24 protein-coding genes are annotated in these 23958 nt (G+C 66.6%); 8 read left to right on the forward strand and 16 right to left on the reverse strand.

Annotated elements, in window-relative coordinates:
- Position 1 precedes the first annotated feature (1 nt).
- The 4 genes from BR78_RS0101745 to BR78_RS0101760 all read left to right on the forward strand — a co-directional run bounded on the left by BR78_RS0101745 (position 2) and on the right by BR78_RS0101760 (position 2509).
- Entirely contained in the window at positions 2-409 is a 408-nt protein-coding gene (locus BR78_RS0101745; protein ID WP_029934455.1) for a PTS sugar transporter subunit IIA, read from the forward strand.
- Positions 406-678: an HPr family phosphocarrier protein gene (locus BR78_RS0101750; RefSeq protein ID WP_029934460.1), complete on the forward strand. Its 273-nt coding sequence runs from the start codon at positions 406-408 to the stop codon at positions 676-678. Before BR78_RS0101745 ends, BR78_RS0101750 begins: the two co-directional genes overlap by 4 nt.
- 107 nt (positions 679-785) lie before the next feature.
- On the forward strand, positions 786-1589 hold the full coding sequence (locus BR78_RS0101755; RefSeq protein ID WP_025560535.1) for a TrmH family RNA methyltransferase: 804 nt from the start codon (positions 786-788) through the stop codon (positions 1587-1589).
- Positions 1590-1804: 215 nt separating this feature from the next.
- Positions 1805-2509 (forward strand): META domain-containing protein, encoded by a 705-nt coding sequence (locus tag BR78_RS0101760; RefSeq protein ID WP_025560536.1) that lies wholly within the window; start codon positions 1805-1807, stop codon positions 2507-2509.
- Between the two features lie 6 nt (positions 2510-2515).
- On the opposite strand, the gene BR78_RS0101765 is transcribed toward BR78_RS0101760, so the two are convergent.
- The 4 genes from BR78_RS0101765 to recR all read right to left on the reverse strand — a co-directional run bounded on the left by BR78_RS0101765 (position 2516) and on the right by recR (position 5879).
- Positions 2516-3214, reverse strand: coding sequence for a tetratricopeptide repeat protein (locus BR78_RS0101765; RefSeq protein WP_025560537.1), 699 nt, complete (start codon positions 3212-3214; stop codon positions 2516-2518).
- 56 nt (positions 3215-3270) lie between these two features.
- Positions 3271-4536, reverse strand: a complete 1266-nt coding sequence (locus tag BR78_RS0101770; RefSeq protein ID WP_025560538.1) for a DNA recombination protein RmuC — start codon at positions 4534-4536, stop codon at positions 3271-3273.
- Between the two features lie 173 nt (positions 4537-4709).
- Positions 4710-5237, reverse strand: coding sequence for a peptide deformylase (def, locus tag BR78_RS0101775; protein WP_025560539.1), 528 nt, complete (start codon positions 5235-5237; stop codon positions 4710-4712).
- A gap of 45 nt (positions 5238-5282) precedes the next feature.
- Positions 5283-5879 carry a recombination mediator RecR gene (recR, locus tag BR78_RS0101780; RefSeq protein ID WP_025560540.1) on the reverse strand — a complete coding sequence of 199 codons (597 nt, stop codon included), beginning with the start codon at positions 5877-5879 and terminating at the stop codon, positions 5283-5285.
- 52 nt (positions 5880-5931) lie between these two features.
- Here recR and fmt point away from each other — a divergent pair, with 52 nt between their 5' ends.
- The gene (fmt, locus tag BR78_RS0101785; protein ID WP_025560541.1) at positions 5932-6831 is read left to right on the forward strand and encodes a methionyl-tRNA formyltransferase; all 900 of its coding nucleotides are present in this window, start codon (positions 5932-5934) and stop codon (positions 6829-6831) included.
- Positions 6828-7574 (forward strand): tRNA pseudouridine(38-40) synthase TruA, encoded by a 747-nt coding sequence (gene truA, locus BR78_RS0101790; protein WP_025560542.1) that lies wholly within the window; start codon positions 6828-6830, stop codon positions 7572-7574. Before fmt ends, truA begins: the two co-directional genes overlap by 4 nt.
- Here the strand turns inward: truA and BR78_RS0101795 are convergent.
- The 6 genes from BR78_RS0101795 to BR78_RS0101820 all read right to left on the reverse strand — a co-directional run bounded on the left by BR78_RS0101795 (position 7564) and on the right by BR78_RS0101820 (position 13949).
- Positions 7564-8760, reverse strand: coding sequence for a class I SAM-dependent RNA methyltransferase (locus BR78_RS0101795; protein WP_029725311.1), 1197 nt, complete (start codon positions 8758-8760; stop codon positions 7564-7566). The two genes, truA and BR78_RS0101795, sit on opposite strands and share 11 nt — an antisense overlap.
- A complete protein-coding gene (locus BR78_RS0101800; protein ID WP_025560544.1) occupies positions 8751-10157 on the reverse strand; it encodes a bifunctional ADP-dependent NAD(P)H-hydrate dehydratase/NAD(P)H-hydrate epimerase in 1407 nt (468 codons plus the stop codon). The genes BR78_RS0101795 and BR78_RS0101800 overlap by 10 nt, the downstream gene beginning before the upstream one ends.
- The gene (locus BR78_RS21885) at positions 10154-10621 is read right to left on the reverse strand and encodes a hypothetical protein (RefSeq protein ID WP_197021248.1); all 468 of its coding nucleotides are present in this window, start codon (positions 10619-10621) and stop codon (positions 10154-10156) included. The genes BR78_RS0101800 and BR78_RS21885 overlap by 4 nt, the downstream gene beginning before the upstream one ends.
- A gap of 75 nt (positions 10622-10696) precedes the next feature.
- A complete protein-coding gene (ilvD, locus tag BR78_RS0101810; RefSeq protein WP_025560546.1) occupies positions 10697-12418 on the reverse strand; it encodes a dihydroxy-acid dehydratase in 1722 nt (573 codons plus the stop codon).
- Positions 12419-12429: 11 nt separating this feature from the next.
- Positions 12430-13164: an N-formylglutamate amidohydrolase gene (locus tag BR78_RS0101815; RefSeq protein WP_025560547.1), complete on the reverse strand. Its 735-nt coding sequence runs from the start codon at positions 13162-13164 to the stop codon at positions 12430-12432.
- Positions 13161-13949, reverse strand: a complete 789-nt coding sequence (locus BR78_RS0101820) for an enoyl-CoA hydratase/isomerase family protein (RefSeq protein WP_231478072.1) — start codon at positions 13947-13949, stop codon at positions 13161-13163. Before BR78_RS0101820 ends, BR78_RS0101815 begins: the two co-directional genes overlap by 4 nt.
- Positions 13950-13969: 20 nt before the next feature.
- On the opposite strand from BR78_RS0101820, the gene BR78_RS0101825 reads away from it, so the two are divergent.
- Both BR78_RS0101825 and BR78_RS0101830 read left to right on the forward strand, forming a co-directional pair.
- Complete coding sequence (locus BR78_RS0101825) at positions 13970-14686, forward strand: MOSC domain-containing protein (RefSeq protein ID WP_025560549.1); 717 nt, start codon at positions 13970-13972, stop codon at positions 14684-14686.
- A gap of 2 nt (positions 14687-14688) precedes the next feature.
- Entirely contained in the window at positions 14689-15312 is a 624-nt protein-coding gene (locus BR78_RS0101830; protein WP_025560550.1) for a GyrI-like domain-containing protein, read from the forward strand.
- Between the two features lie 158 nt (positions 15313-15470).
- Here the strand turns inward: BR78_RS0101830 and BR78_RS0101835 are convergent, their stop codons facing one another.
- The 6 genes from BR78_RS0101835 to BR78_RS0101860 all read right to left on the reverse strand — a co-directional run bounded on the left by BR78_RS0101835 (position 15471) and on the right by BR78_RS0101860 (position 23937).
- Positions 15471-15824, reverse strand: coding sequence for a response regulator (locus BR78_RS0101835; RefSeq protein WP_025560551.1), 354 nt, complete (start codon positions 15822-15824; stop codon positions 15471-15473).
- Positions 15825-15863: 39 nt separating this feature from the next.
- Positions 15864-18245: a response regulator gene (locus tag BR78_RS0101840; RefSeq protein WP_025560552.1), complete on the reverse strand. Its 2382-nt coding sequence runs from the start codon at positions 18243-18245 to the stop codon at positions 15864-15866.
- A gap of 90 nt (positions 18246-18335) precedes the next feature.
- On the reverse strand, positions 18336-20423 hold the full coding sequence (locus tag BR78_RS0101845; protein WP_025560553.1) for a M13 family metallopeptidase: 2088 nt from the start codon (positions 20421-20423) through the stop codon (positions 18336-18338).
- Positions 20424-20466: 43 nt separating this feature from the next.
- Positions 20467-21039: a DUF2062 domain-containing protein gene (locus tag BR78_RS0101850; RefSeq protein ID WP_025560554.1), complete on the reverse strand. Its 573-nt coding sequence runs from the start codon at positions 21037-21039 to the stop codon at positions 20467-20469.
- Positions 21032-21511 carry an SsrA-binding protein SmpB gene (gene smpB, locus BR78_RS0101855; RefSeq protein ID WP_025495069.1) on the reverse strand — a complete coding sequence of 160 codons (480 nt, stop codon included), beginning with the start codon at positions 21509-21511 and terminating at the stop codon, positions 21032-21034. The genes BR78_RS0101850 and smpB overlap by 8 nt, the downstream gene beginning before the upstream one ends.
- A 113-nt stretch (positions 21512-21624) precedes the next feature.
- A complete protein-coding gene (locus BR78_RS0101860) occupies positions 21625-23937 on the reverse strand; it encodes a TonB-dependent receptor (protein ID WP_025560556.1) in 2313 nt (770 codons plus the stop codon).
- Positions 23938-23958: the final 21 nt, after the last annotated feature.

The following is a 23958-nucleotide window of genomic DNA, read 5'->3' on the forward strand; positions in this document are numbered from 1 at the left end:
GATGATTGGTTTGGTGCTCGTGACACACGGACGACTCGCCGAGGAGTTCGTGGTCGCGATGGAACATGTGGTGGGCCAGCAGGAGCGGATCGAACCGATCTCCATCGGCCCCGACGACGACATGGAGGCCCGCCGCGCGGACATCGCCGCGGCGATCGCACGCGTCGACGAAGGGCGCGGGGTGATCGTGTTGAGCGATCTGTTCGGCGGCACGCCTTCCAACCTCGCCATCTCGCTGATGGAGGCAGGCCGGGTCGAGGTGATAGCCGGAATCAACCTGCCGATGCTGATCCGGTTGGGCAGCGCGCGCAAGACGATGAAGGTGACCGAAGCCGTCGCCGCCGCGCGCGATGCCGGGCGCAAATATATCACCGTCGCGTCCGAGGTTTTGGGAGAGGCCGCCGCGTGAGCCGGGCGACCCGTACCGTGATGATCGAAAACCGCCGCGGTCTGCACGCACGCGCGAGCATGGCGTTCGTCACCCTCGCCACCGGTCACCCGGTCGAGCTCATCGTCGAGAAGGACGGATCGAGCGCCTCGGGCACTTCGATCCTCGACCTGATGATGCTCGGCGCCGCCAAGGGCGACACGATCACGATCAGCGCCGAGGGCGACGGCGCGCACGAGGCGGTGCAGGCGCTGGCGGAGCTCGTCGAGGCGCGCTTCGGCGAAGAGTGATCGTGCCGTGCTCCTGCGAAAGCAGGAGCCCAGAGCCGCCGGCGATTTCCTTTGTTATCCTGGGCTCCTGCTTTCGCAGGAGCACTTAAGCCATTAGGCCTCCTGCCATGCCCCGCGAGATAACCGCCTTTTCCAACCCGCTGATCAAGCGCGTCCGGCTGTTGCGCGAAAAGCGCCACCGGCGGGAGGAGGGACTGTTCCTTGCCGAGGGGCTGCGCATCCTGACCGAGGCGCGCGAGGCCGGGCGGCTGCCCGAGTTCCTGTTCTTCGCCAGAGACATGGCCGGTCACCCGCTGGTCCGGGCGCTCGTCGAGGCCACCGAGGCGGCCGGCGGCGAGGCGATCGAGACCAATGCCGCCATCCTCTCCAAGCTCTCCGGCAAGGACAATCCGGGGGCCGTGGTGGGCGTCTATCCCGAATTCGCGGTCGGGCTGGCCGACCTCGACCGGAACGCCGCGCCGATCTGGCTGGTCGCCGAGCGGCTGCGCGATCCGGGCAATCTCGGCACGATCCTGCGGACCGGCGACGCGGTCGGCGCGGGCGGGCTGATCCTGATCGACGACTGCGTCGACCCCTTCTCGGTCGAGGCCGTGCGCGCCAGCATGGGGGCGCTGTTCACGGTGCCGGTGGCCAGAGCGAGCTGGGCCGAGTTCGTGCCGTGGCTGCGCTCGGGGCCGGGCCAGCTCGTGGGCCTCAGCCTCGATACCGAGCACGACTATAAGGCGCCCGCTTATCAGGCGCCGACCTTCCTGCTCACCGGCAACGAGGCGCAGGGCATGCCCGATTTCATGGCCGAGGAATGCGACCTGCTGGTCAAGATTCCGATGCTCGGCAAGGCCGACAGCCTCAACGCCGCAGTCGCGACGGCGGTGATGGCGTATGAGGTGCTGAGTAGGATTCGCGCGGCTTAACTTCGCACTTTTCCCGCGAATCGTGAAACTTCGTTGCGCGGGCACGTAATATTCATGCGAGAGTTTGTCGACAGATCCGGACGATGTCAAAGAGCCGGCATGAGACTGACACAGCAAATCCTACATTGCGAGCATCCTGAACGGCAGCCGATCGTTACGGCCATGCGCGGTTCAGCCGCGCGGCGGCAGAAAGGCCGCAAATAGGGAGATATGTCGTGATCAAGATTGCCGCCGCCGGACTGCTGACGCTGATCGCCCTTCCCGCTCTCGCCCAGTCGAATGCCCAGCCCTATCGCGCGTTGGGGACCGAGCCTTTCTGGGCACTGACGATCGACGGCTCGACGATCCGCTACCAGCCCGCGGGCGGTCGCGCCGTCAGCGTCGCCAGGCCGCGGCCGATCGTCGGTTTCAACGGCGAGCGCTATGTGACGCGCCGGATGACCGTGGACATCACGCATGTCGAATGCAGCGACGGGATGAGCGACCGCACGTTTCACGACACCGTGACGGTGACGCTCGGCGGACGCACGCTGCGCGGCTGCGGCGGCGAGGTGCTCTCCGGGCGGCCCAACCCCGCCGCCGCTTCGCTCGAAGGCGATTGGCAGATCGAAGCGATCAACGGACGCCCGGTGGCGCCGCGCACCAACCCGCGGGTGACGTTCAGCGGCCAGCGGATCAGCGGAAATGCGAGCTGCAACAACTTCAACGGCAGCTTCCGCTTCCAGCGCGGGAAGCTCACCGCGGGACCGCTCGCGACGACGCGGATGGCTTGCGCGCAGCGGGCGCAGAACGTGCAGGAAAGCACCGTGCTGCGGATCCTCGGCGAGCCGCTCAGCGTCACGCGCAACCGGGGCGGCAAGCTGGTGCTGACCAACGCACAGGGCGGCCGTTTGACGCTGGCACCGGCCGGGCGGCGCTAGCCCAACTCAGCTCGTCTTCTTGCGCTGATCGCGGACGTACTGGAGCTCGTCCTTCACTCTCTGGTCGTCGGGCGTGAGTTCGAGGCATTGGCCGAGCAGCTTCTCGGCTTCGTCGAGGCGGCCTTGCTCGATCCGGGCATAGCTCATCCCGAACCAGGCGCGACGGAGCGATTTCTTGCGCTGATCGTCTTCCTCCATCGCGGCGCCGGCGGCGGCGCGCTGGAAAGTATCATAGGAAAGCTGCCACTTGCGTTGTGCCTGATAGGCATAGCCCAGCTCGGAAAGATAATGCGGGTGCGCCGGCGCGAGCGAGACGGCGCGTTCGAGGAAGGGCACCGCAGCGTCGACCTGCTTCAGATCGATCAGCGCGAAACCTTGGGCCCAGAGCGCCGTGCACCAGCCGGGCTCGATCGCGATCGCGTCCTGCTTCGTGAGCGTAGCCTCGAGCAGGTGTATCATCGTCTGCTTCGGGGTCTGGTTGCAGTAGATCCTGCGCTTCTCGCCAGCATAGATCTTTTCATAATCGGCAAGCAAAGGTTGAAGGATGGCGATTGCCTCGGCCGGCTTCTTCGAGTCGATGGCGACGAGCGCTTCGCCCAGCTTTGCATTGCGCGCGGCCTGTTCCGGAGTGTCCTGAGCCGGCCGCGCCAGCGCGGGGCTTGCCGCGATCAGCGCCAGCGCCGCGAGCCAATGCATTCGAATCATGACGAACCTCCCCCAGTTCGCCAACAGACTATCAATCCGGCGGCGTCACGTCTCGCTCACTCTGCGGCCTCGGACAGGTCGGCCTCGCCGGCATGGCTGGCGAGGAGCTCGACCGGTGGGATCGTCTCGATCTCGCGGGCGCCGGTCTCGATATTGAGGTCCTTGAGCTTTCGGGCGCTGACCAGCGCGCGCGTCTCAAGGCTGGTCGCGAAGGTGTTGAAATTCTTGACCGCGGTGTTGAGACCGCTGCCCACGACCCGCAGGTCGCCGAGCGCCTTTGCGAGGCGATCGTAGAGTTCCTTGCCGAGTTCGCCGATCTGCCGGGCTTCCTTGGCGAGCTTCTCCTGACGCCACACCGCCGCGACCGTGCGCGCGATCGCGATGAGGTTGGTCGGCGTGGCGAGCAGCACGCGCTTCTCGAACGCGAAATCCCAGAGCGTGTGATCATGTTCGAGCGCCGCGGAGAGGAAATGCTCGCCGGGAACGAACATGATCACATAATCGGGTGCGTCCTCGAACTGGCTCCAATAGGCCTTGTTGCCGAGCGCGTTGATATGCGCCTTCATCGAGGCGGCGTGTGCGGCGAGGCCGATATGGCGCTCGCTCTCGTCGACCGCGCCGAAAGCGTCCTGATAGGCGTTGAGCGAGACCTTGGCGTCGATCACCAGCGCGCGGCCGCCGGGGACACGGACGATCGCGTCGGGGCGAAGCCGGCCGCCCTCCTCGTGCGCGACGCTGACTTCGGTCTCGAAATCGGTGTGCTCGGCGAGCCCGCAGGTCTCGAGCACGTTCTTCAGCTGCTGCTCGCCCCAGCGGCCGCGCGACTTGGGCGCGTTGCGCAGCGAATTGACCAGCTTGGCGGCTTCGGTGCTGACGCGTTCGGTGCCGATCCGCATCTGCTCGATCTGGCCCTTGAGTTCGCCGAACGCGTTGCGGCGCTCCGCCTCGACCTTGGCGACGCCTTCCTCGTAGCGCTGGAGGCGTTCGTTGACCGGCTGGAGCAGCGACTTGAGATTCTCCCCCGCCATCGTTTCGGATTGCTTGAAGCGATCGTCGGCGCGTTTGAGGAACGCTTCCTGCGCCTCGCCCAGCGCGCGTGCGGCGAGTTCGGCGAACCGTGCTTCGAGGCCGTTGGTCTCGGCCTTCAAGGTGGCGAGCTCGATGTCCTTGCGGTTGAGATCGGAGATTGCCGCCTTGAAGTCACTTTCGCGCTTGTCGCGTTCGGCGCGGGCCTCCGCGACACCGCGCGAGCCGAGGAACCAGCCGAGCGCGAGGCCGCCGAGCAACGCGACGACGATTGCGATGAGAGCGAGCGAGTCCAAATGCGCCTCCGGAACAGAAGGCGAACTTAGCGGGGGAAGCACTTGGGAGCAACCCGCTACGTCATCCCGGACTTGTTCCGGGATCCACGGTGCCGTCATGGAAAGGCTGGAAGCTCGACGGATTCGCCCAGCCGCATGGTGGACCCCGGCACAAGGCCGGGGTGACGACTAGATCAGGCCGCGGCTTTCCGCGCCTTGGCGAGCTTCTTGAGGATCATGTCGCGCTTGAGGCGTGAGAGATGGTCGATGAAGACGATCCCCTCGAGATGGTCCATCTCGTGCTGGATGCAGGTGGCGAGCAGGCCCTCGAACAGCGCGTCATGCGCCGCACCCTGTTCGTCCAGCCATTTCACGCGGCAGCGCGCGGGGCGCTCGACATCGGCGAACTGCTCGGGGATCGACAGGCAGCCTTCGGTATAGACCGACTGCTCCTCGGCGGGATCGAGGATCTCGGGATTGATGAAGACACGCGGCTGCCGGATCGGCTTGCCCTCCTCGTCTTCCTCCTCCTGCAGATCCATGACGATAACGCGTTTGGGCACGCCGACCTGGATCGCGGCGAGGCCGATGCCGGGGGCGTCGTACATCGTATCGAACATGTCGGCGATCAGCGCGCGCAGTTCGTCGTTCACCTCCTCGACGGGCTGGGAGATGAGGCGCAGGCGCGGGTCCGGGACTTCGACGATGGGTAACAGAGCCATGCCGCCGATTTAATTCGCGACCCGCTCCGCCGCAAGGGTGGGAAATTACGCTACGGGCCGCCGCGCGCGGAGTGCCTGGGCGAGCGTGCCTTCGTCGAGATAGTCGAGCTCGCCGCCGACGGGCAGGCCGTGGGCGAGCTGGGTGATGCGGATCGGATAGGTTTCGAGGCGTTCGGCGAGGTAATGCGCGGTGGTCTGGCCATCGAGCGTGGCGTTCATCGCGAGGACCACCTCGTCGATCCCGCCGGCGGCGACGCGCCGGACGAGGCTGTCGACGCGCAGATCCTCGGGGCGGACGCCTTCGAGCGCCGAGAGACGGCCGCCGAGCACGTGGAACTTGCCGGGGAACAGCCGCGAACGATCGAGCGCCCAGAGATCGGCGACTTCCTCGACCACACAGAGCGCGCGGGCGTCGCGGCGCGGATCGGCGCAGATCGCGCAGGGATCGCTGGTGTCGACATTGCCGCAAATGCCGCAGGTGCTGAGGCGGCGGCTGACCGCAGTGAGCGCCGAGAGCAAGGGATCGAGCGCCGTCTCACGCTTCTTGAGCAAATGGAGCACCGCGCGGCGCGCCGAGCGCGGGCCGAGCCCGGGAAGACGGGAGAGCGCCTGGGTCAGTGCCTCGATTTCGGGGGATGCCATGCATCAGACATAGGGGCTTGCGCACGCCCCTGCCAAGCGGCGAGAGGGAAGCATGCGGATCATCTTCATGGGAACCCCCGAATTCGCCGTCCCCGTGCTCGACGCACTGGCTGAGGCTGGGCACGACGTCGTGGCGGCATATAGCCAGCCGCCGCGGCGCGGGAACCGGGGCAAAACCGCGCCATCGCCGGTGCATGCGCGCGCCGAGGCACTGGGGATCGAAGTGCGCACGCCCCTCTCCTTCCGCGATGCCGAGGCCCAGGCGGCGTTTGCGGCGCTCGGTGCAGATGTGGCGGTGGTGGCCGCTTATGGGTTGATCCTGCCGAGATCGGTGCTGGAGGCGCCGCGTCTGGGGTGCCTCAACGTCCACGGCTCGCTCCTCCCGCGCTGGCGGGGAGCGGCGCCGATCCAGCGGGCGATCCTTGCCGGGGATGCCGAGACGGGGGTCGGGATCATGCAGATGGAGGCGGGGCTCGATACCGGGCCGGTGCGGCTCGAGGGACGAACGCCGGTAAACGACAAGACCGCGGGCGAGCTCACCGCCGAGCTGAGCGCGATGGGCGCGCGGCTGATGGTCGAGGTATTGGGTGATGTCGATGCGTATCCGGCAGTGCCGCAGCCCGAGGATGGCGTCACTTATGCCGCGAAGATCGACAAGGCCGAGGCGCGGCTGGATTTCACCCGCACGGCGGACGAAGTGGAGCGGCAAGTGCGCGCGTTCAACCCGGCACCGGGGGCGTTCTTCGAAGTACATGGCGAGCGGGTTCGGGTGCATGCCGCCGCGGTTCTCGCGGAGCGCGGGGAGATTGGCACTGTGATCGACGACCAGCTGACGATCGCCTGCAGCGAAGGCGCGATCCGCCCGATCCTCGTCCAGCGCGCGGGGCGTGGCGTCATGACGTCAGCCGAGCTGTTACGCGGCTTTACGATCCCCGTGGGCACCCGGCTTTGACGCGGTTTGCGCTCACCGTGGAGTTTGACGGCCGGCCGTTCATGGGCTGGCAGCGGCAGGACCATGGCCCCAGCGTCCAGCAGGCGATCGAGGATGCGGCGTTCGCGGTCACCGGCGAGACGGCGGTGGTGCATGCGGCCGGGCGCACCGACGCAGGGGTGCACGGGCTGGGCATGCGCGCGCATATCGACATTGCCCGGGCGATCACGCCTTTCCGGCTGATGGAGGCGCTCAACGCGCGGCTGCGGCCCCATCCGGTAGCGATACTCGATTGCGTCCGGGTGGCGGACGACTGGCACGCGCGCTTCTCGTGCCTCGCGCGGCATTACGAATATCGCATCGTCACCCGGCGCGCCCCGTTGACCTGGGAGAAGGGGCTGGCGTGGCGGATTCCGGGCGAGCTCGATGCCCGGGCGATGCACGCGGCGGCGCAATTGCTGGTAGGGCGGCACGATTTCACTACCTTCCGCTCGGCGCATTGCCAGTCCGAGAGCCCGGTCAAGACGCTCGACCGGCTCGACGTGTCGCGCAACGGGGACCGGCTGCTGGTCCACGCCTCGGCGCGCTCGTTCCTCCACCACCAGGTGCGATCGATGGTCGGGTGCCTCGGCCTGGTAGGCCAGGGCAAATGGAACGCGGGAGACCTGCGCGAGGCGCTGGAGGCATGCGACCGTTCGCGGTTGGGGCTAAACGCGCCGCCCGATGGGCTGTTTTTCGTGCGCGCGGACTATCCTAGCGACTGAACCGCGCAGCGAGCTCGACATGGGTCGACCAGCGGAACTGGCCCACCGGCCGGATCCAGTCGAGACGGTAGCCACCTTTACACAAAATCTCCGCATCCCGCGCAAAAGTACTGGGATTGCACGAAACATAGGCGACGAGCGGCGCGGCGGATTTGGCGATCTCGGCGACCTGCTCGCGAGCGCCGGCACGCGGGGGATCGAGGATGACGGCATCGAAATTGGAAAGGTCGCCCGCAGTGACAGGACGGCGAAACAGATCGCGATGCTCGGCGAAGACCGCGCGTCCCGCCTGCCCCGCCGCGGCCTTCAATGCCATGACCGGGTCTCGCGCAGCTTCGGCGGCGTAGACCTTGGCCCTGGGGAAAGCGAAGGTGAAGGTGCCGAGGCCGGCGAAGAGATCGGCTACTGCCTTCGCCTTGCCGGCGATCTCCTGCACCGCCGCCACCAGCGCCACCTCGCCTTCGGGCGTGGCCTGCAGGAAATTGCCCGGCGGGAACGGTACCGGGACGCCGCCCAGCGTGACGGTGACGGGCTCGGGCTCGTAGCGCGCGCTGGGGCCGAAGCCCTCGTCGATCGACAGGCGCGCGAGGTGATGGCGGTGCGAGAAGGCGCTCAGTGCCTCGGCCGCGGCAAGGCCCTCGGCTTCGAGACCGTCGATCAGCACGTCCGGTCCCTGATCGGTCTGTGCGAGATGGACGTTGATCCGCCGCGTCCCCGGGATCAGCGCCGCCAGCATGCCGCGCAAGGGCGCGACCAATGCGAACAGCTCGGGAGCGAGGATCCAGCATTCCTCCACGTCGATCAGCTCATGGCTGCCCTGCCGGGTGAAGCCGAGCCGCACCTGCCGGCCGCGGCGTTCGGCGTGGAGCGTAGCGCGGCGGCGGGTGTTGGGCGGCGAGAGCAGAGGCGCGCGGATATCCGCTTCGAGCCCCTGCGCGGCCAGTGCGCCGGCGATGCGATCGGCGATGAACTGCGACCAGCTGATATCGTCGAGATGCTGGAGCTGGCAGCCGCCGCATTCGGGGAAGTGCTTGCAGGGCGGCGTCTGGTGATGCCGGCCGGGGACGATCGTTCCCTCAGGCGTGACGCGGTCGCCCGGCGCGGCGAAAGCGATATGGCGGCCATCCGCAGTGACGCCATCGCCGCGCGCGGCCACCCGCAGCACTTCGTCGTCGTTCACAGGCATTCCGAAATCGCCCCGGGGATACGCATGACCAGTGCATCGGCGATCAGCGCCGGTCCCGCAAGCTGCGCGGCGCGGGCGTGGAGCCAGGTCGCGGCCTCGGCGGGGGCCACCCCCTTCCCGCCCTGCACGATCTGCGCGGCGAGCAGGCCGGCCAGGACATCGCCTGTCCCCGCCGTGGAGAGCCAGGGCGAGGCGCCGGCGAGAACGCGGACGTCTCCCTTCGGCGAAGCGATCACCGTGTCGGCGCCCTTGTGGACGATCGTGGCGCGAGTCTCCGCGGCAGCGGCGAGCGTGCGATCGATCTTGCTGCCGCCCTCTCCGGCGAACATCCGGTCGAACTCGCCCGAATGCGGCGTGATCCAGGTGGGCGCGGCGCGGGTCTCGAGCCAGCGTGCGGCGCCGGTGCCGAGCAGGGTCAGCGCATCGCCGTCGAGGACCAGCGGCTTGTCGGCAGCGAAGGCGGCGCGGAGAAACGCCTCGGCGCGGCGGTCGCGGCCGAGGCCGGGGCCGAGCACGACGGCGTCGATACGGTCCCAGCCGAGAAATTCGGTAAGGTCCTCGGCGCTGCGCACCTCGCGGCGGACGAGCGCGTCGGGACCGTCGCCCCACGGACGATCGCCGGCGAGCACGACATAGCCCGCCCCGCCGGCCATCGCGGCGCGGGCGGCAAGGCGCGCGGCGCCGGGCATCGCACCTTCGATCACGGCGACGAGGCCACGGCTGTATTTGTGGCTGTGCGCGCCCGGCGCTTCGAGTTGGGGACGCGCGACCGTGCGACACCGGGTATCGACCGGGATGTCCAGATCGGCGAGCAGCACCGTGCCACAGCGTTCGATCCCGGCGTCGAGGACGTGCGCCGGCTTGAGCGCGCCGAGCGCCAGCGTAACGTCGATGCCCCTCGGCGCGCCGAGATCGGCGCCGGTGTCGGTATCGATCCCCGAGGGAAGATCGATCGACAGCGTGAATTCGGCCTGGCTGCACAGATCGGCGAACACGGCGGCCAGGCCGCGTTCGAGCGGGCGTGTCATGCCCGTGCCGAACAGCCCGTCGACCAGCACCGGACGCGGGCGGGCGGCGTAGAGCGAGCTGGTCGGCCCATGCCACAGCGCGTGCATCCGCTCGGCGGCACCCGTCGCAGGCGCACCGGTGGCGACGAGGCTGACGTCATGACCGTCATTCTTGAGGAGCCGTGCGGCGACATACGCATCGCCGCCATTATTGCCGGGGCCGGCGAGGATCAGGATCGACCGGCCCATGGCGAAGCGCGCAGTCTCGCGGGCGACCGCGGCGCCGGCCTGCTCCATCAGCGTGTCCTGCGCTACGCCGCTGGCGAATACGGCCTGCTCCGCTGCGCGCATCTCGGCAGCGGTGACGATCGGAGCCCCGGAGGGGATCATTGCGATCGCCCGCGCACGGTGGCGGGAAGCCGATAGCGGGCGCCCCCGAGTTCGACCTGGATGCGATCGGGACCAAGTGGCGTCACTTTTGCCGGCTCGGCACCATCGGCGGCGATCACGCCGCGGCCGTCGCGCGTGATCAGCAGCCGGTGGAAGGCGCCGTCGGGATGACGGAGCGTGAGGATGACACCGTCGGGGGTTTCGGTGCGGTCGAGGGTGCAGGCGGGGGCGAGATCGGTATCGCCGGGGGACGCGCAGTCGATTTTGGGGGATTCGGGTTGGGCCGTAGCGGCGGATTGGTTGCGTGCGTGCCCGGGCTCGGCCGCGTTCTCGACCGGCGGGGAGCCGCACGCAGCGAGGAGCAGCGTCCACAGAAGCGCAGCGCTCCCTCTCCCGCCTGCAGGAGAGGGCCGGGGTGAGGGTGTGTGCGGGAGGCGAGCGGCGAACATGCGGCCCTTACTCACCCTCACCCTTCCGCCGCTTCGCGGCTCCCTCCCTCTCCCGCAAGCGGGAGAGGGAATGATGGAGAAAGATTCGCTTCAGATATCCGCGTAGACATGGCGTTCGGCGCTGGCTCCCGGATGCGTCACTGCACCCTTATAGGCAGGGCCGACGGTTCGGGAATAGCGCCACAGCGCGCCGGACTGGTAATCGTTGACGCGCGGCTGCCATTTGGCGCGGCGCGCGGCGAGCACGTCCTCGGGAACGTCGAGGTCGATCGTGCCGGTTTCGGCGTCGATGCGGATGACGTCGCCATTCTCGACCAGCGCGATCGGGCCGCCCTCCGCCGCTTCGGGGCCGACATGGCCGATGCAGAAGCCGCGCGTGGCGCCCGAGAAGCGCCCGTCGGTGATCAACGCCACCTTCTCGCCCATGCCGAGGCCATAGAGCGCGGCGGTGGTCGAGAGCATCTCGCGCATGCCGGGGCCGCCCTTCGGGCCTTCGTAGCGGATGATGATCACTTCGCCTTCTTCGATCTTGCGGTGCTCGACCGCCTCGAACGCTTCCTCCTCGCAATCGAACACGCGCGCGGGGCCGGTGAACTGGAGGCGGTGCATGCCCGCAACCTTCACGATCGCGCCCTCGGGGGCCAAGCTACCGCGCAGACCCACCACGCCGCCGGTGGGCGAGAGCGGCGTCTTGACGTCATAAATGACCTTCTGGTCGGGGTTCCACGTGACCTGGTCGATATTCTCGCCCAGCGTCTTGCCCGTCACGGTCATGCAATCGCCGTCGAGGAATCCGCCGGCGAGCATCGTCTTCATCAGCATGTAGACGCCGCCGGCTTCGTGCATGTCCTTGGCGACATACCTTCCACCCGGTTTCAGATCAGCGATGTAAGGTGTTGATTTAAATGCTTCTGCTACGTCGTGAAGATCGAATTCGATCCCCGCTTCGCTCGCCATTGCCGGCAAATGGAGCGCGGCGTTGGTCGAGCCGCCGGTTGCCGCCACCACGCGCGCGGCGTTGATGAACGCCTCGCGGGTGCAGATGTCGCGCGGGCGCAGGTTGCGCTCGATCAGGTTCATCACCTGATGTCCCGCCGCGACGGCGATCTGCTCGCGCGACTGGTACGGCGCCGGTACCATGTTCGAATTGGGCAAAGACAGGCCGATCGCCTCGCCCACGCACGCCATGGTGTTGGCAGTGAACTGGCCGCCGCAGGCGCCGTGGCCGGGACATGCGACTTTCTCGAGCGCAGTCAGCTCGTGGAGCGGGCAATTGCCCGCGGCGAACTTGCCGACCGCCTCGAACACGTCGACGACGGTGACGTCCTTGTCGTGGAAGCGGCCGGGCAGGATCGACCCGCCATAGACGAAGATCGACGGCACGTTGAGGCGGAGCATCGCCATCATCATGCCGGGGAGCGACTTGTCGCAGCCGGCAAAGGCGACGAGCGCATCGTAGCAATGGCCTCGGACGCTGAGCTCGACCGAATCGGCGATCACTTCACGGCTGATCAGCGAGGATTTCATCCCCTGATGGCCCATTGCGATGCCGTCGGTAACGGTGATCGTGTTGAATCGGCGCGGCATGCCGCCATTGGCGATCACGCCCTCGCGCGCGGCATCGGCCTGGAAATCGAGCGTGGTATTGCACGGCGCGCTGTCGTTGCCGGCGCTGGCGATCCCGACGAAGGGCTTGGCGATATCCTCTTCGGGGATGCCCATCGCATAATAATAGCTGCGGTGGGGAGCGCGCTCGGGCCCGACGGAAACGTGGCGGCTGGGCAGGCGGGATTTGTCGAATCGGTTTGTCATGATGCGCAAGCCTATGTCGCGGGAGGGGCGTTTGACGCAAGACTATTGCGCAAAGAATATGCCAGCCCGGCTAACGTCTGGCTCCATCGCTCGACCCCGGCGGGATCGCGGATCAGATCGTTGCGAACCTCGATCGCGATCGACGGGATGCCGTTCGCCTCGGCGTGGCGGTTGAGCGTCGCGTTGAGCAGGCGGCCCGAATAAGGCTCGTTGTCGCCAGTGACGAAGCCTTCGGCGCGGAAATAGTCGATCGCCGGGCGCGCGGCACGGGCGTCGCGATTGTAGAGCACGCCCACCTGCCAGGGGCGATCTGTGCCGCCATGTTCGAGGCACGGCGTGAAGCTGTGGATCGAGAGGATCAGTCGAGGCCGTTGCGTGCGGACGCGGCGCGCCAGCAGGCGATGATAGGGCGCATGGAAACGGGCGATGCGCGCGGCGCGATCGACGGTGTCGTTGCCGGGGACGAGGTGACCATCGCTGCGATGGGGAATCAGGCTGACGTGATCGGGCTCGCGGTGGAGATCGATCACGAGCCGCGAGACGGTGGCGAGGATCGCCGGGCAATCGAGCCGCGCGGCCAAGCTGTGGGTGAGCGGGCCGGCGCCGATGTCGACGGCGATATGGAGATCGAGCAGTTCGGGCTCGATACCGAGGTCGATATCGGCGGGCACCGCATTTGAGGCATGGTCGCAGAGCAGCAGGATATCCTGCCGTTTTCCTTCGATTATCTCCGCGATTTCGTTCATTGGTAGAGCGGCTTCCGGCGCTCGCGGAAGGCGGCGAGACCTTCGGCGAACTCGGCACTGCCGAACGCGTCGTCGAATGCCTGATCGAGTCCCCCGCCGCCGCGCAACGCGCGCTTGAGCAGGCGGACGGCTTCGGGCGCGTTGCCGGCGATTGCGGTGGCGAGCGCGGTTGCGGTTTCGCCCGCCTTTTTCGACCGCAGTTCGACGAGGCCGATGCGCTTGGCTTCCTCGGGAACGATCCGGTCGCCGGTGAAGAGCAACAGCGACGCCATGCCCTGCCCTACTTTCGCCGCCAGTCGGGCGACGTCCTCCTGCGGATAGCCCAGCCCGAGCCGCGCGGGCGTAGCGGCGAACTCGGCATGATTGCCGGCGACGCGGATATCGGCGGCGAGGATCAACGCCACCGCCGCGCCGAAGCAGCCGCCATCGATCGCCGCGATCACCGGCATGGGGAGCGCGGCGATCGCCTCGATCGCATCGCGCATCGCAGTGCGGAAAGTGACGCGAAGGGCTGGGTCGCACTGAAGCGCCTCGAACTCACGGACATCGGCACCGGCCGAAAAGATGCCGGGGACGTCGGAGCGAAGAATCACGGCGCGGGCATCACCCACGCCGCGTGCGGCCTCGGCGAGCGCGTGCCAGGCGGCGGTGGGAAGCGCGTTCTTCGCTTCGGGGCGCGCCAGTGCGATGGTAGCGATGGCGCCATCGCGGGTGCAGTGGATCATGCCCGGGCTCTGCCCGATCGCGTCGCCGCTGTCACGTCGACGGGTTGCAGTGTCGGACATTGCCCGATAGCTCGCGTGCCATGACCCGCATCGTCGGCCATGTCGCGGCACTCAACCGCTTTCCCGTCAAGTCGATGGCAGGCGAGAAGCTCGCAGTCGCCGAAGTCGATTGGCAAGGCATCGAGGGCGACCGGCAATATGCCTTCTTGCGGAAAGCCAACGGCACGCGCTTTCCGTGGCTGACCGCGCGCGAAGTGCCGGCGATGGTGCTGCACCATGCGCGCTTTTCCGATCCAGACGCACCCAAGACCTCGGGGGTGCTGGTCGACACATCCGACGGGAAGGCGGTGTCGCTCCATGATCCCCTGCTCCACGCACATCTCGAGACGGCTGCGGGCGAACCGATCGGATTGATCCAGGTCGCACGCGGAATCTATGATTCGATGCCGATCTCGATCGTCACGACTGCGAGCCATGCGAAGGTGGAGGCGGTCCATGGTTGCGCGCTGGATCCGCGCCGCTTCCGCGCGAACATCGTCGTCGAAAGCGACTTGCCCGTGAACGAATGGCGGGGGCTCCGCCTGGCGTTCGGCGATGGCGAGGGCGGCGCAGTGGTGCAGATGGCCGATCCGATCCCACGCTGCGCATTGATCACGATCGACCCCGACACCGCCGCCAAGGACGTACGCGTGCTTCGGACCGTCGCGCAGCAGTTCGGCAATGCGTACGGCGTCTATGCTACCCCGGCGCGGCCGGGGCTGATCCGAGCGGGGGACCCGGTGCGGTTGGTGGACTGACGATGTCGATCCGGACGGAAAAACTGAACCTGAAGAAGACCAGAAAGGCTCTCTTCACTGCTCCGCTCAACCGGTTCATACCGGTGCATGCGCCGGCGGTTTCCTACGTCATGGTGGATGGCAATGGCGACCCCAACAGAGCTCCGGCCTATAAGCTGGCCGTCGAAAGTCTCTACGCGACGGCATATACCATAAAGTTCGCGTGCAAGGCGAAAGGCGAAGACTTCGTCGTGACGCCATTGGAGGGACTTTGGTCCGCTCCCAGCCCTGAAAGCTTCACTGCCAGGCGCAAGGACGAATGGAACTGGACCATGATGATCATGGTGCCCGACTACGTGGATGACGAGATCTTCCAGAGTGCCAGGATCAGGGCACGGGAAAAAATCGGCACCCTTCCTGAAAGCCTGAGGCTGGGCCGGCTGGAGGAAGGCCTCTGCCTCCAGGCGTTGCACGTTGGCAGCTATGACGACGAAGGACCGCTGCTTGCGGCGTTACACGGGGATATCATGCCTTCAGGCGGCTACGATTTCGCGGGCCCGCATCATGAAATCTATCTCAGCGATCCCCGCAAGACACTGCCGGGGAAACTCAAGACCGTGATCCGCCAACCCGTGCGGCGGAACTGAATGTCTGCGACAATGAAAGCGGAGGTCGCTCAGCTACGTCAAAGATGTGACGGCACCACGAAGCCTCATCTCGGCTTTCTGAAGCTGTCGCCGGACGTCGGCGACATTTTGGGCCGCCCGTCGACAAGTACGTGGGCGCCCGCGCAGGAAAGCGATCCTCAATCCAGCCCGTTGAGTGCCTTTTCCACGCCGTCCATCGTGAAGGGCTTGGAGAGGATCGGGCGGCCGCGCCAGGTCTCGGGGATGGTGTCGCCCGCTCCGCCGGTCGCGAGGATGAAGGGGATGTCGAGCTCGGCGAGCCTGGCCGCGACCGGCCAGCTCTGTTCGCCGCCGCGCAGATTGACGTCGAGGATCGCCGCTCCGACTCCGCCCGCCTCGATCCGGGCCAGCGCACCCGCGACATCGTCGGCGGTGCCGGCGACTTCGCGATCGAGCGCGTCGAGGAAATCCTCGAGCATCATCGCGATCAAGGGTTCGTCTTCGACGATCAGGACACGGCGGGGGGCGGGCATATCCGGCCCTTTGCAGGAAATATCGTCGCCGCCAAGAGATTATTTCGCAGCGAGAACGTCGCGTGCCGCTTCGGCAAGCTGTTGAACCGAAAAGGGTTTGGGGAGAAAAGCGACATTGTCGAGGTCGATCGACTTGCGCAATTGCTCCTCGGCATAGCCCGACATGAACAGGATCGGCAGGTCGGGATATTTCGTCCGGATGTGGCGCGCCATCGTGGGCCCGTCCATCGAGGGCATGACCACGTCGCTGATCAGCAAGTCGGGCTTGCCCATGCCTTCCAGAGTCTCGAGCGCGGCTTCGCCATTCTCGGCGGCGACGACGGTATAGCCCTGGCGCGTGAGCGCACGCTCGGCAACGGCGCGGACCATATCCTCGTCCTCTACGAGGAGGATCGTGCCCGATCCCCATAGATCGATTTGACGCGGCTTGACCGGCGCCTTGGCGACCACGGCCTCGGGCGCGGCGTGGACCGGCAGGTAGATAGTGAATTCGGCGCCGCCGCCGGGGACGTTGTCGGCGAAGATGAACCCGCCCGATTGCTTGATGATGCCGTAGACGGTCGACAGGCCGAGACCTGTCCCCTTCCCCACTTCCTTGGTGGTGAAGAACGGTTCCCAGATCTTGCCGAGAATGTCGGGCGGGATGCCAGTCCCCGTGTCGGTGATGCGCAGCGCGGTATAGTCGCCGACGGGAAGCACGTCGTCGTCCATCTGGCGGACTTCGGCCGCCGCGACGCAGGCGGTGGCGATGGTGAGCGTGCCGCCACCATTGGGATTGGCGGCCAGCATCGAATCGCGGGCGTTGACCGCGAGATTGACGACCACCTGTTCGAGCTGGCCGGGATCGGCGCGGACGGGGCCGAGATTGCGGCCGTGCTTGACCTCTAGCCGAACGGTTTCACCGAGCAGGCGTTTCAGGAGGTTGGAGACTTCCGAGATGACGTCGGGGAGCTGGAGAACCTGCGGACGCAGCGTCTGCTGGCGCGAGAAGGCGAGCAATTGGCGGGTCAGCGAGGCGGCGCGGTTCGAGTTGGCGCGGATCTGCTGGATGTCGTCATAATCGCTGTCGCCGGGCGAGTGGCGCATCAGCATCAAATCGCAATGGCCGATGATCGCGGTCAGGATATTGTTGAAATCGTGCGCGACACCGCCGGCGAGCTGGCCGACCGCCTGCATCTTGGTGGCCTGGGCGATCTGGCGCTTGAGTTTCCCCTCCTCGCCCGAATCCTTAAGGCTGATCAGCACCGCGGCATCGCCGAGCCCGCGCGCGCCCGCGATGGTGAGCGCGACCGGCTCCTCGGGCGCGTCGGTGAAGCGAACCGTCATCTCGACCGATTGGGCGGCGCCCCCGGCGAAGCGGCGAACTGCATCAGCGAGCGCACCCTTGTCCTCGCGAACGACGAGATCGATCGGATAGAGCGGCGGCGCGGCGGGGTTGATCCGCGCGGCGCGGACGAACGCGTCGTTCATGCTGACGAAGCGGCCGTCGCGATCGACCAGCGCCAGTCCCGAGGGCAGCATTGCGATCAGCGAGCGGACATGCGCGGAGGCACTCGCGCCGATCGCGGGCGATGGCAGGTTGAGATTCTCCTCGTCGAGCAAGGCGACGAGCATCGGCGAATCCTCGCCATCGAGGAACGGGATCTGAAGAACGCGGAGCGGATTACCGTCGAGCCCTTCGCGCTCGAAGCGGACGAGCCCCATCGAATCGGTGATCAGGAAGCGCGTGAAGTCGCGGCCCTCGGCAGGTGCCTCGGGCGAGCCCATTGCCCGCGCCTTGAACACGCGATTGGCGGCGCGGACGCGGCCCTCGGGCGTCACCATCACCGTCATGATGCCGGCGGCGGCGAGGCGCTCGCCGGTATGGCCGTCGATCAGCGCCTCGACCTGCGCGGCAAGATCGAGCGCCTGGATGCCGACGAAGCGCCAGACGAGCGATTCGTCGCCGACGCGCGATACGCGCGCGGAAACGGGCGCACCGAACACCTGGACATTCTCGACTCGCGCCTCGCCGTCGCGCCATGCGGCGCGCGCGGCAGTGCCCAGATCGGCGATGGCGGCATCGCTTACCGGCAGGTTCGGCGGCGTCGGCCAGCCCGCGAACAATATCTCGTAGCGGGCATTGGCGCAGACCATCCGGCCGGCGCGATCGGTGACGGCGAGCGCATCGTCGGAGGCGGCAGCGAGGCTCTGCGCGACAGCCCAGTCGACATGCATCTCGGCGACGTCTTCGCTGTGGAGCAATCTACGCGCACCGAGAAGCACCCCTGCGACGAGAATACCTGCAGCAGCGAAGCCGATGGCGACCGCGCGATCGTTGAGCGTCAGCAGAACGAGCGCGGCGGCGATGAAGCCGGCGACCACCGATGCCATCAACGGCATAAGTCTCCGGCCAGGTGCGGGGTTGGGCAGGGTCGCCATGACGCTACCGATGTTCGGTACGCAGGCGCGGGTCAAGCGCCAGTATCGGTAGCCCTCCCCTCCCGTCGCAGCGGGAGGGGAGCCTGGCGATTACCAGATCCGGACGCGCTGCTCGGGCGTCAGGAACAGCTTGTTGCCCGGCGCCGGCGCGAACGCCGAGTACCAGGGATCGAGATTGCGCACGACCCAGGCGCGCTGCTGCGACGGGCTGTGCGGATCGGTGAGCAGGCGCTGGCGGAGATTCGCCTCGCGATAGTTGCGACGCCAGACCTGCGCCCAGCCGAGATAGAAGCGCTGATCGCCCGAGGTGCCGTCGATCACCGGCGCGCCCTCGCCGCCCAACGAATGCTTGTAGGCGTCGTACGCGACGGTGAGGCCGGCCAGATCGGCGACATTCTCGCCCAGCGTGAGCGCGCCCTTCACATGCATGCCCGGCAGCGGCTCATACTGATCGTACTGCGCCGACAGCGCGTCGGTGCGCGCCTTGAACGCCGCGACGTCCGCGGGCGTCCACCAGTCGGTGAGGCGTCCTTCGGCGTTGTACTTGGCGCCCTGGTCGTCGAAATGGTGGCTGAGCTCGTGGCCGATCACCGCGCCGATGCCGCCGTAATTGACTGCCGGATCGGCGTTGGGATCGAAGAAGGGCGGCTGGAGGATCGCGGCGGGGAAGACGATCTCGACCATGCCGAAATTAGCATAGGCGTTCACTTCCATCGGCGTCATGCCCCATTCCCAGCGCCGGATCGGCTGGCCGAGCTTCGAGACCTGATCCTCGTGCGCCCAGTTGTTGGCGCGGACATTGTTGCCATAAGCGTCGCCCGGCGTGATCTGCAGATTCGAATAATCGTGCCACTGATCGGGATAGCCGATCTTGGGCGTGAACGCGGCGAGCTTGGCGTGTGCCTTCACCTTGGTCTCGGGCGCCATCCAATCGAGCTGGTCGATGCGGCGGTCCATCGCGGCGATGACGTTCTTGACGAGATCGTCCGCGGCAGCCTTGGTCGCGGGAGGAAAATACTTCGCGACGTAGGCCTTGCTGACTTCGTCCGATACCGCGCCGGTAGTGAATTCGACCGCGCGCTTCCAACGGACCTGCTGTTCGGGCGTGCCGGAGAGCGTGGTGCCGTAGAAAGCGAACTGCTCCTTGTCGAAGGCCGATGGGAGCACGTCGGCGAAATTGTCGAGGCTGCGGACGAGAAGCTGATCCTTGAGCACGCCGATCGGCGTCGTCTGAACGAGCTTGGCGATCCCGGTCACGGCGCTCGGCTGGGCGACGATCACGCTGGTCACCGGCGCACCGATGCCGGCGAAATAGCCCTTGAAGTCGAAACCCGGCGCCTTTCGCGCGAGATCGGCGACCGTCATCATGTTGTAGGTCTTGTTCGCGTCGCGGCTCTCGATGCGGGTCCAGTGCGCCTGCGCAATCTTCGTCTCGAACGCGACGATCGCTTTCGCGCGGGCGGCGGCATTGGGCTCGCCGGCTAGCGTCAGGACATTGGTGAGGTGCTTCTCATACGCCGCCTTCGTCTCGACGAGCTTGGCGTCCTTCGAGAGATAATAATCGCGATCGGGCATGCCGAGGCCGCCCTGCGAAAGATTGAGCGCATAGACCTCGGGATTTTTGTCGTCCTGGCCGACATAGCTGCCGAACAGGCCGCGCACGCCGTTGCGATCCGCCTGTGCGTAGAGCGCCGCGAGGCCCGATTTGGCCTTCACGCTCTTGATCTGATTGAGCCAGGGCTGGATCGGCGCGAGCCCCTTGGCGTCGATCGCCGCGGTGTCGAGATAGGTCGCATAGGCAGCACCGATCTTCGAATTCGGGTCGGTTCTGGCGGCCTCGAGGATTTCCTGCGTACGCTGCTTCGACAGATCGTCGATCACGTTGAACGCGCCAAAGTTCGACTTGTCCGCCGGAATCGGCGTGGTCCGGGCCCAGGTGCCGTTGGCAAAGCCGTAGAAATCGTCGCCGGGGGCGATCGACTTGTCCATCCCGGCCTCGTCGAAGCCGTAATTGCCGATCTCGGGGCGCGGCGTGGCGACGGCGGGGGCGACCGCTATCGCAGCCTGCGATAGGGGCGCAGCCTGGGTGACCTCGGGCGGCGGGGCTTCGCCGCTGGCGCAGCCGGCGAGCAGAGCAGGTGCGGCGAGGAAGGTGGTGGCGAGAAGCGGAAGACGCATGGGCGGCCCTTCGAAAAGAGAAAGGCGCTGTCTTAAGCGGCTATTACGCCGCGTCAATCTGCCGCGCCGCGCGCTCGGCTGAACGCTTGCGCCACTTGCGCCCGACCCAGAGCCGCCAGCCCAATGCAGTGACGCAATAGCCCAGCACGCCGCCAAGCACGGCGCAGATCGCCATGCCAACGGCAGTCGGCAGGCCGACGTCCGCGGCGAGCCAGTGGAGCCAGCCGGCATCGGCGGCTGCGGTGCTCGCCGCCGCTGCGGTCGTGCCGCCCAGATGCAGCGTCCAGCTTCCGATCTTGTAATAGAGGACGAGCAGGAACGGCGTCGTGAACGGGTTGGTGAAGAAGGTGGTCAGCGCGGCCGCGGGCACGTTGGCGCGCAACGGCAATGCCAGCACCGCGGACGCCGGGATCTGGCCCATCGGGATCAGGATGCCGGTGAACATGCCCAAAGCCACGCCGCGCGGGATCGAGCGCCGCGTCATCCGCCACAGCGAGGAATGCAGGATGCGGTGCGCGATCGGCTTCAGCCAGCGGTTCGATTCGAAACTCTCGCGGGTCGGCAGGTTGCGATCGACCCAGGCGCGGAAGCGTGGGCCCAGCCCCCGCTCAACCACGATCGCGGAGGAGTCGGCCTTGCTCTCGCTTCCAATCCCGTTCCTTGATCGAGTCCCGCTTGTCATGCGTCTTTTTGCCCTTCGCCAGCGCGAGTTCGACCTTGGCACGACCCCTTGCATTGAAGAAGATCGAAAGCGGAACGAGCGTCATGCCCTCACGCGCCACGGCACCGTGGAGCTTGTTTATTTCGCGCTCATGAAGGAGCAATTTACGGGGCCGCTTGGGCTCGTGATTATAGCGGTTGCCGTGGCTGAATTCGGGGATGTTCGAATTGACCAGCCAGACGCCGGTATCGTTGACCTCGGCATAGGCCTCGGCGATCGAGCCCTCGCCGAAACGCAGCGATTTCACTTCGGTGCCGGTGAGCGCGATGCCCGCCTCGTACACCGTGTCGATGAAATAATCGTACCGCGCGCGCCGGTTCTCGGCGACGGTCTTTACCTTTTCGGAATGGGCGTGCGGGCGGGCCATGAGAGGGGCGCATGTAGGGGGCCGATGGGCTTAAGGGAAGCGCCCTCTGCGGCAGGAACGCAAGAAGCCCGGCAGCATGCTGCCGGGCTCCCTTTCGATCTTGCCCCGGGCGATCAGCGCATGCGGGTGCTGAACGAGATGCCGACGACCCGGGGATCGTTGAACACCGCGGCCATATAGTTCTCGATCACGCCCTTGAGGTTCTTCTCGTTGGTGATGTTGCGGGCGAACGCCGCGATTTCCCACTCGCCGCCATTGCCTTCGTAGCCGATCTTGAGACCGCCCTCGAAGTTGCCGTCCGACGTGAACTCCTTGGTGTCGTAGAGCACGAAGCTGGTGAAGCCCTGCAGGTTCCAGTCGGTCGAGACGAAGAACTTGCCGTCACCCTCGACGGGCACGTCGTAACGCGCCGCGACGTTGAGGTTGTACTCGGGCGCGTTGGGCAGGCGATTGCCGTCGATCCGGGCGAAGACGCCGCGGCCGGGGATGGTGACCGTCGGGTCGTTGACGGTGCAGACCACCACCCCGCCGAGGACGCAGACCTGTGCGAGTGCATTCTGGTCGTCGATCTCGGTGTGCAGCCAGCTGCCGCCCAGCGAGAGCGCGAGATTCTGGATCGGATGCATGTCCAGCTCGGCCTCGACGCCGTAGGCCTTGGCCTTGTCGCCGTTGAGCAGCACGCCGTTGCCGTTCACGTCGTTGGCGTTGAGCTGGATGTCGTCGACCGTGTAATAAAAGCCGCTCAGGTTGAAACGCACGCGGTTATCGAGCAACGCGCCCTTCACGCCGGCTTCCCACGACAGGATCGTCTCCGAATCCGCGGTGGTGAAGTCCGAGTTGAACACTGCCGAACGGCCCTGGATCGTCGGGCCACGGAAGCCCTTGGCGACGCGGGCATAGAGGCTGGCATTGTCGCCGAGCTTGTAGAGCGCGCTGACGTCCCAGCTCTCCTTGGTGTCTTCGAGCTCGACGAAGCGGCGGCCGGTATAGGTGACCGCGCCCGTTCCCGTATCGGCGGTCTTGAGCAGGCGCGTGCTCTTGCTGTCATTGGTGATGCGCGCGCCGGCGGTGATCGTCAGGTTCGGGACGACCTCGTAGCTCGCCTGGCCGAACGCCGCCCAGCTGGTGTTGATGTTGTGCAGCCGGACCCAGTTATTGGGGTTGTTGCTGTTGGCGTTGGTCCCGCTGAACGGCGTCGTGAGGAAATAACGGCGCTGGTAGAAATCGGTGGTGTCGCGCGAATCGAAATAATAGCCGCCGAACTGCCAGTTGAACCGGCCGGTGCCGGGGCTGGCGAGGCGCAGCTCCTGGCTGAACTGGTCGAGCGCACGGACATTGCCCTGTGACTGCCCGTAGAATGCCGGGCCCGCGAACAAGGTCGCAGCGCCGCCATCGGTGTCGCCGCGGCTATAGCCCGAAGTGGTTTCCCACGCCGAAATCGAAGTCAGCACCGCGCCGCCGAAATCGTAGCTGGCGCGGAGCGACGTACCATAGGTGTCGTATGCCTGCGGATTGTCCATCGCCTCGTCATAGGTGACGCGGTCGCGCGGCTCGTTCTCGACGCTGTTCGAGCCCTTCACCAGCGCACCGCGGTGGAAGAGTGTCGAGCTGCCCTTGTACCAGCGGCCGTGGCCGGAAAGGTCGAAGGTCAGGCGATCGGTCGGGGTGAAACGGAGCTGAAGGCGCAGGTTGCGGTCGTCGAAACCGCCCATTGCGTTGAAGCTGCCGCGGGTACCGTCGAAGCTCGGGCCGGTATAGGTGTTGTCGACCCAGTCGTCGCGGTGCTGGTAGAGGCCGGAGACGCGGAACGAGAGCAGGTCGTCGACGATCGGGCCGCCGAAGCCGGCATCGATATTGGCGCTGCCATATTCGCCCACCGACATCGTGGCGCGGCCCTGGAAGGTGTCGCTCGGGCGGATCGTGTCGAACTTGACGATGCCGGCAGTGGTGTTGCGGCCGAACAGCGAGCCCTGCGGGCCGCGCAGCACTTCGACGCGGTCGAGATCATAGACCGGGTTCGACTTGAGCACGACGTGCTCCAGCACGACGTCGTCCTGGATGATCGACACAGGCTGCGAGGCGCCGAGGTAGAAATCGATGTTGCCAAGGCCGCGGATGTAGAAGCGCGGGAAGATGCGGCCGGTGGTCGTCTCGGCATAGAGCCCGGGGATGCGACCGGCGAGCGAGAGCGTGTCGTCGCCCGCCGCCTGGAAGTCGCGAAGCTGCTCGCCCTGCACCACCGCCACCGAAACCGGCACGTCGACCAGCCGCTGCTCGCGGCGCTGCGCGGTGACGACGATGTCGCCGTTCTCGGTGTCAGCCGCAGGTGCGGCGGTGTCCTGCGCGAAGGCAGTGCCGGCGTAGAACAACGCGGCGACGGCCACTCCCGAACGAAGGGCGCGGCGGGCATATACGGATTTCATCATTTCCCCAATCTTGTTCTTTGG

Source organism: Sphingomonas sp. UNC305MFCol5.2, from assembly GCF_000712135.1.
Classification (GTDB): domain Bacteria; phylum Pseudomonadota; class Alphaproteobacteria; order Sphingomonadales; family Sphingomonadaceae; genus Sphingomonas.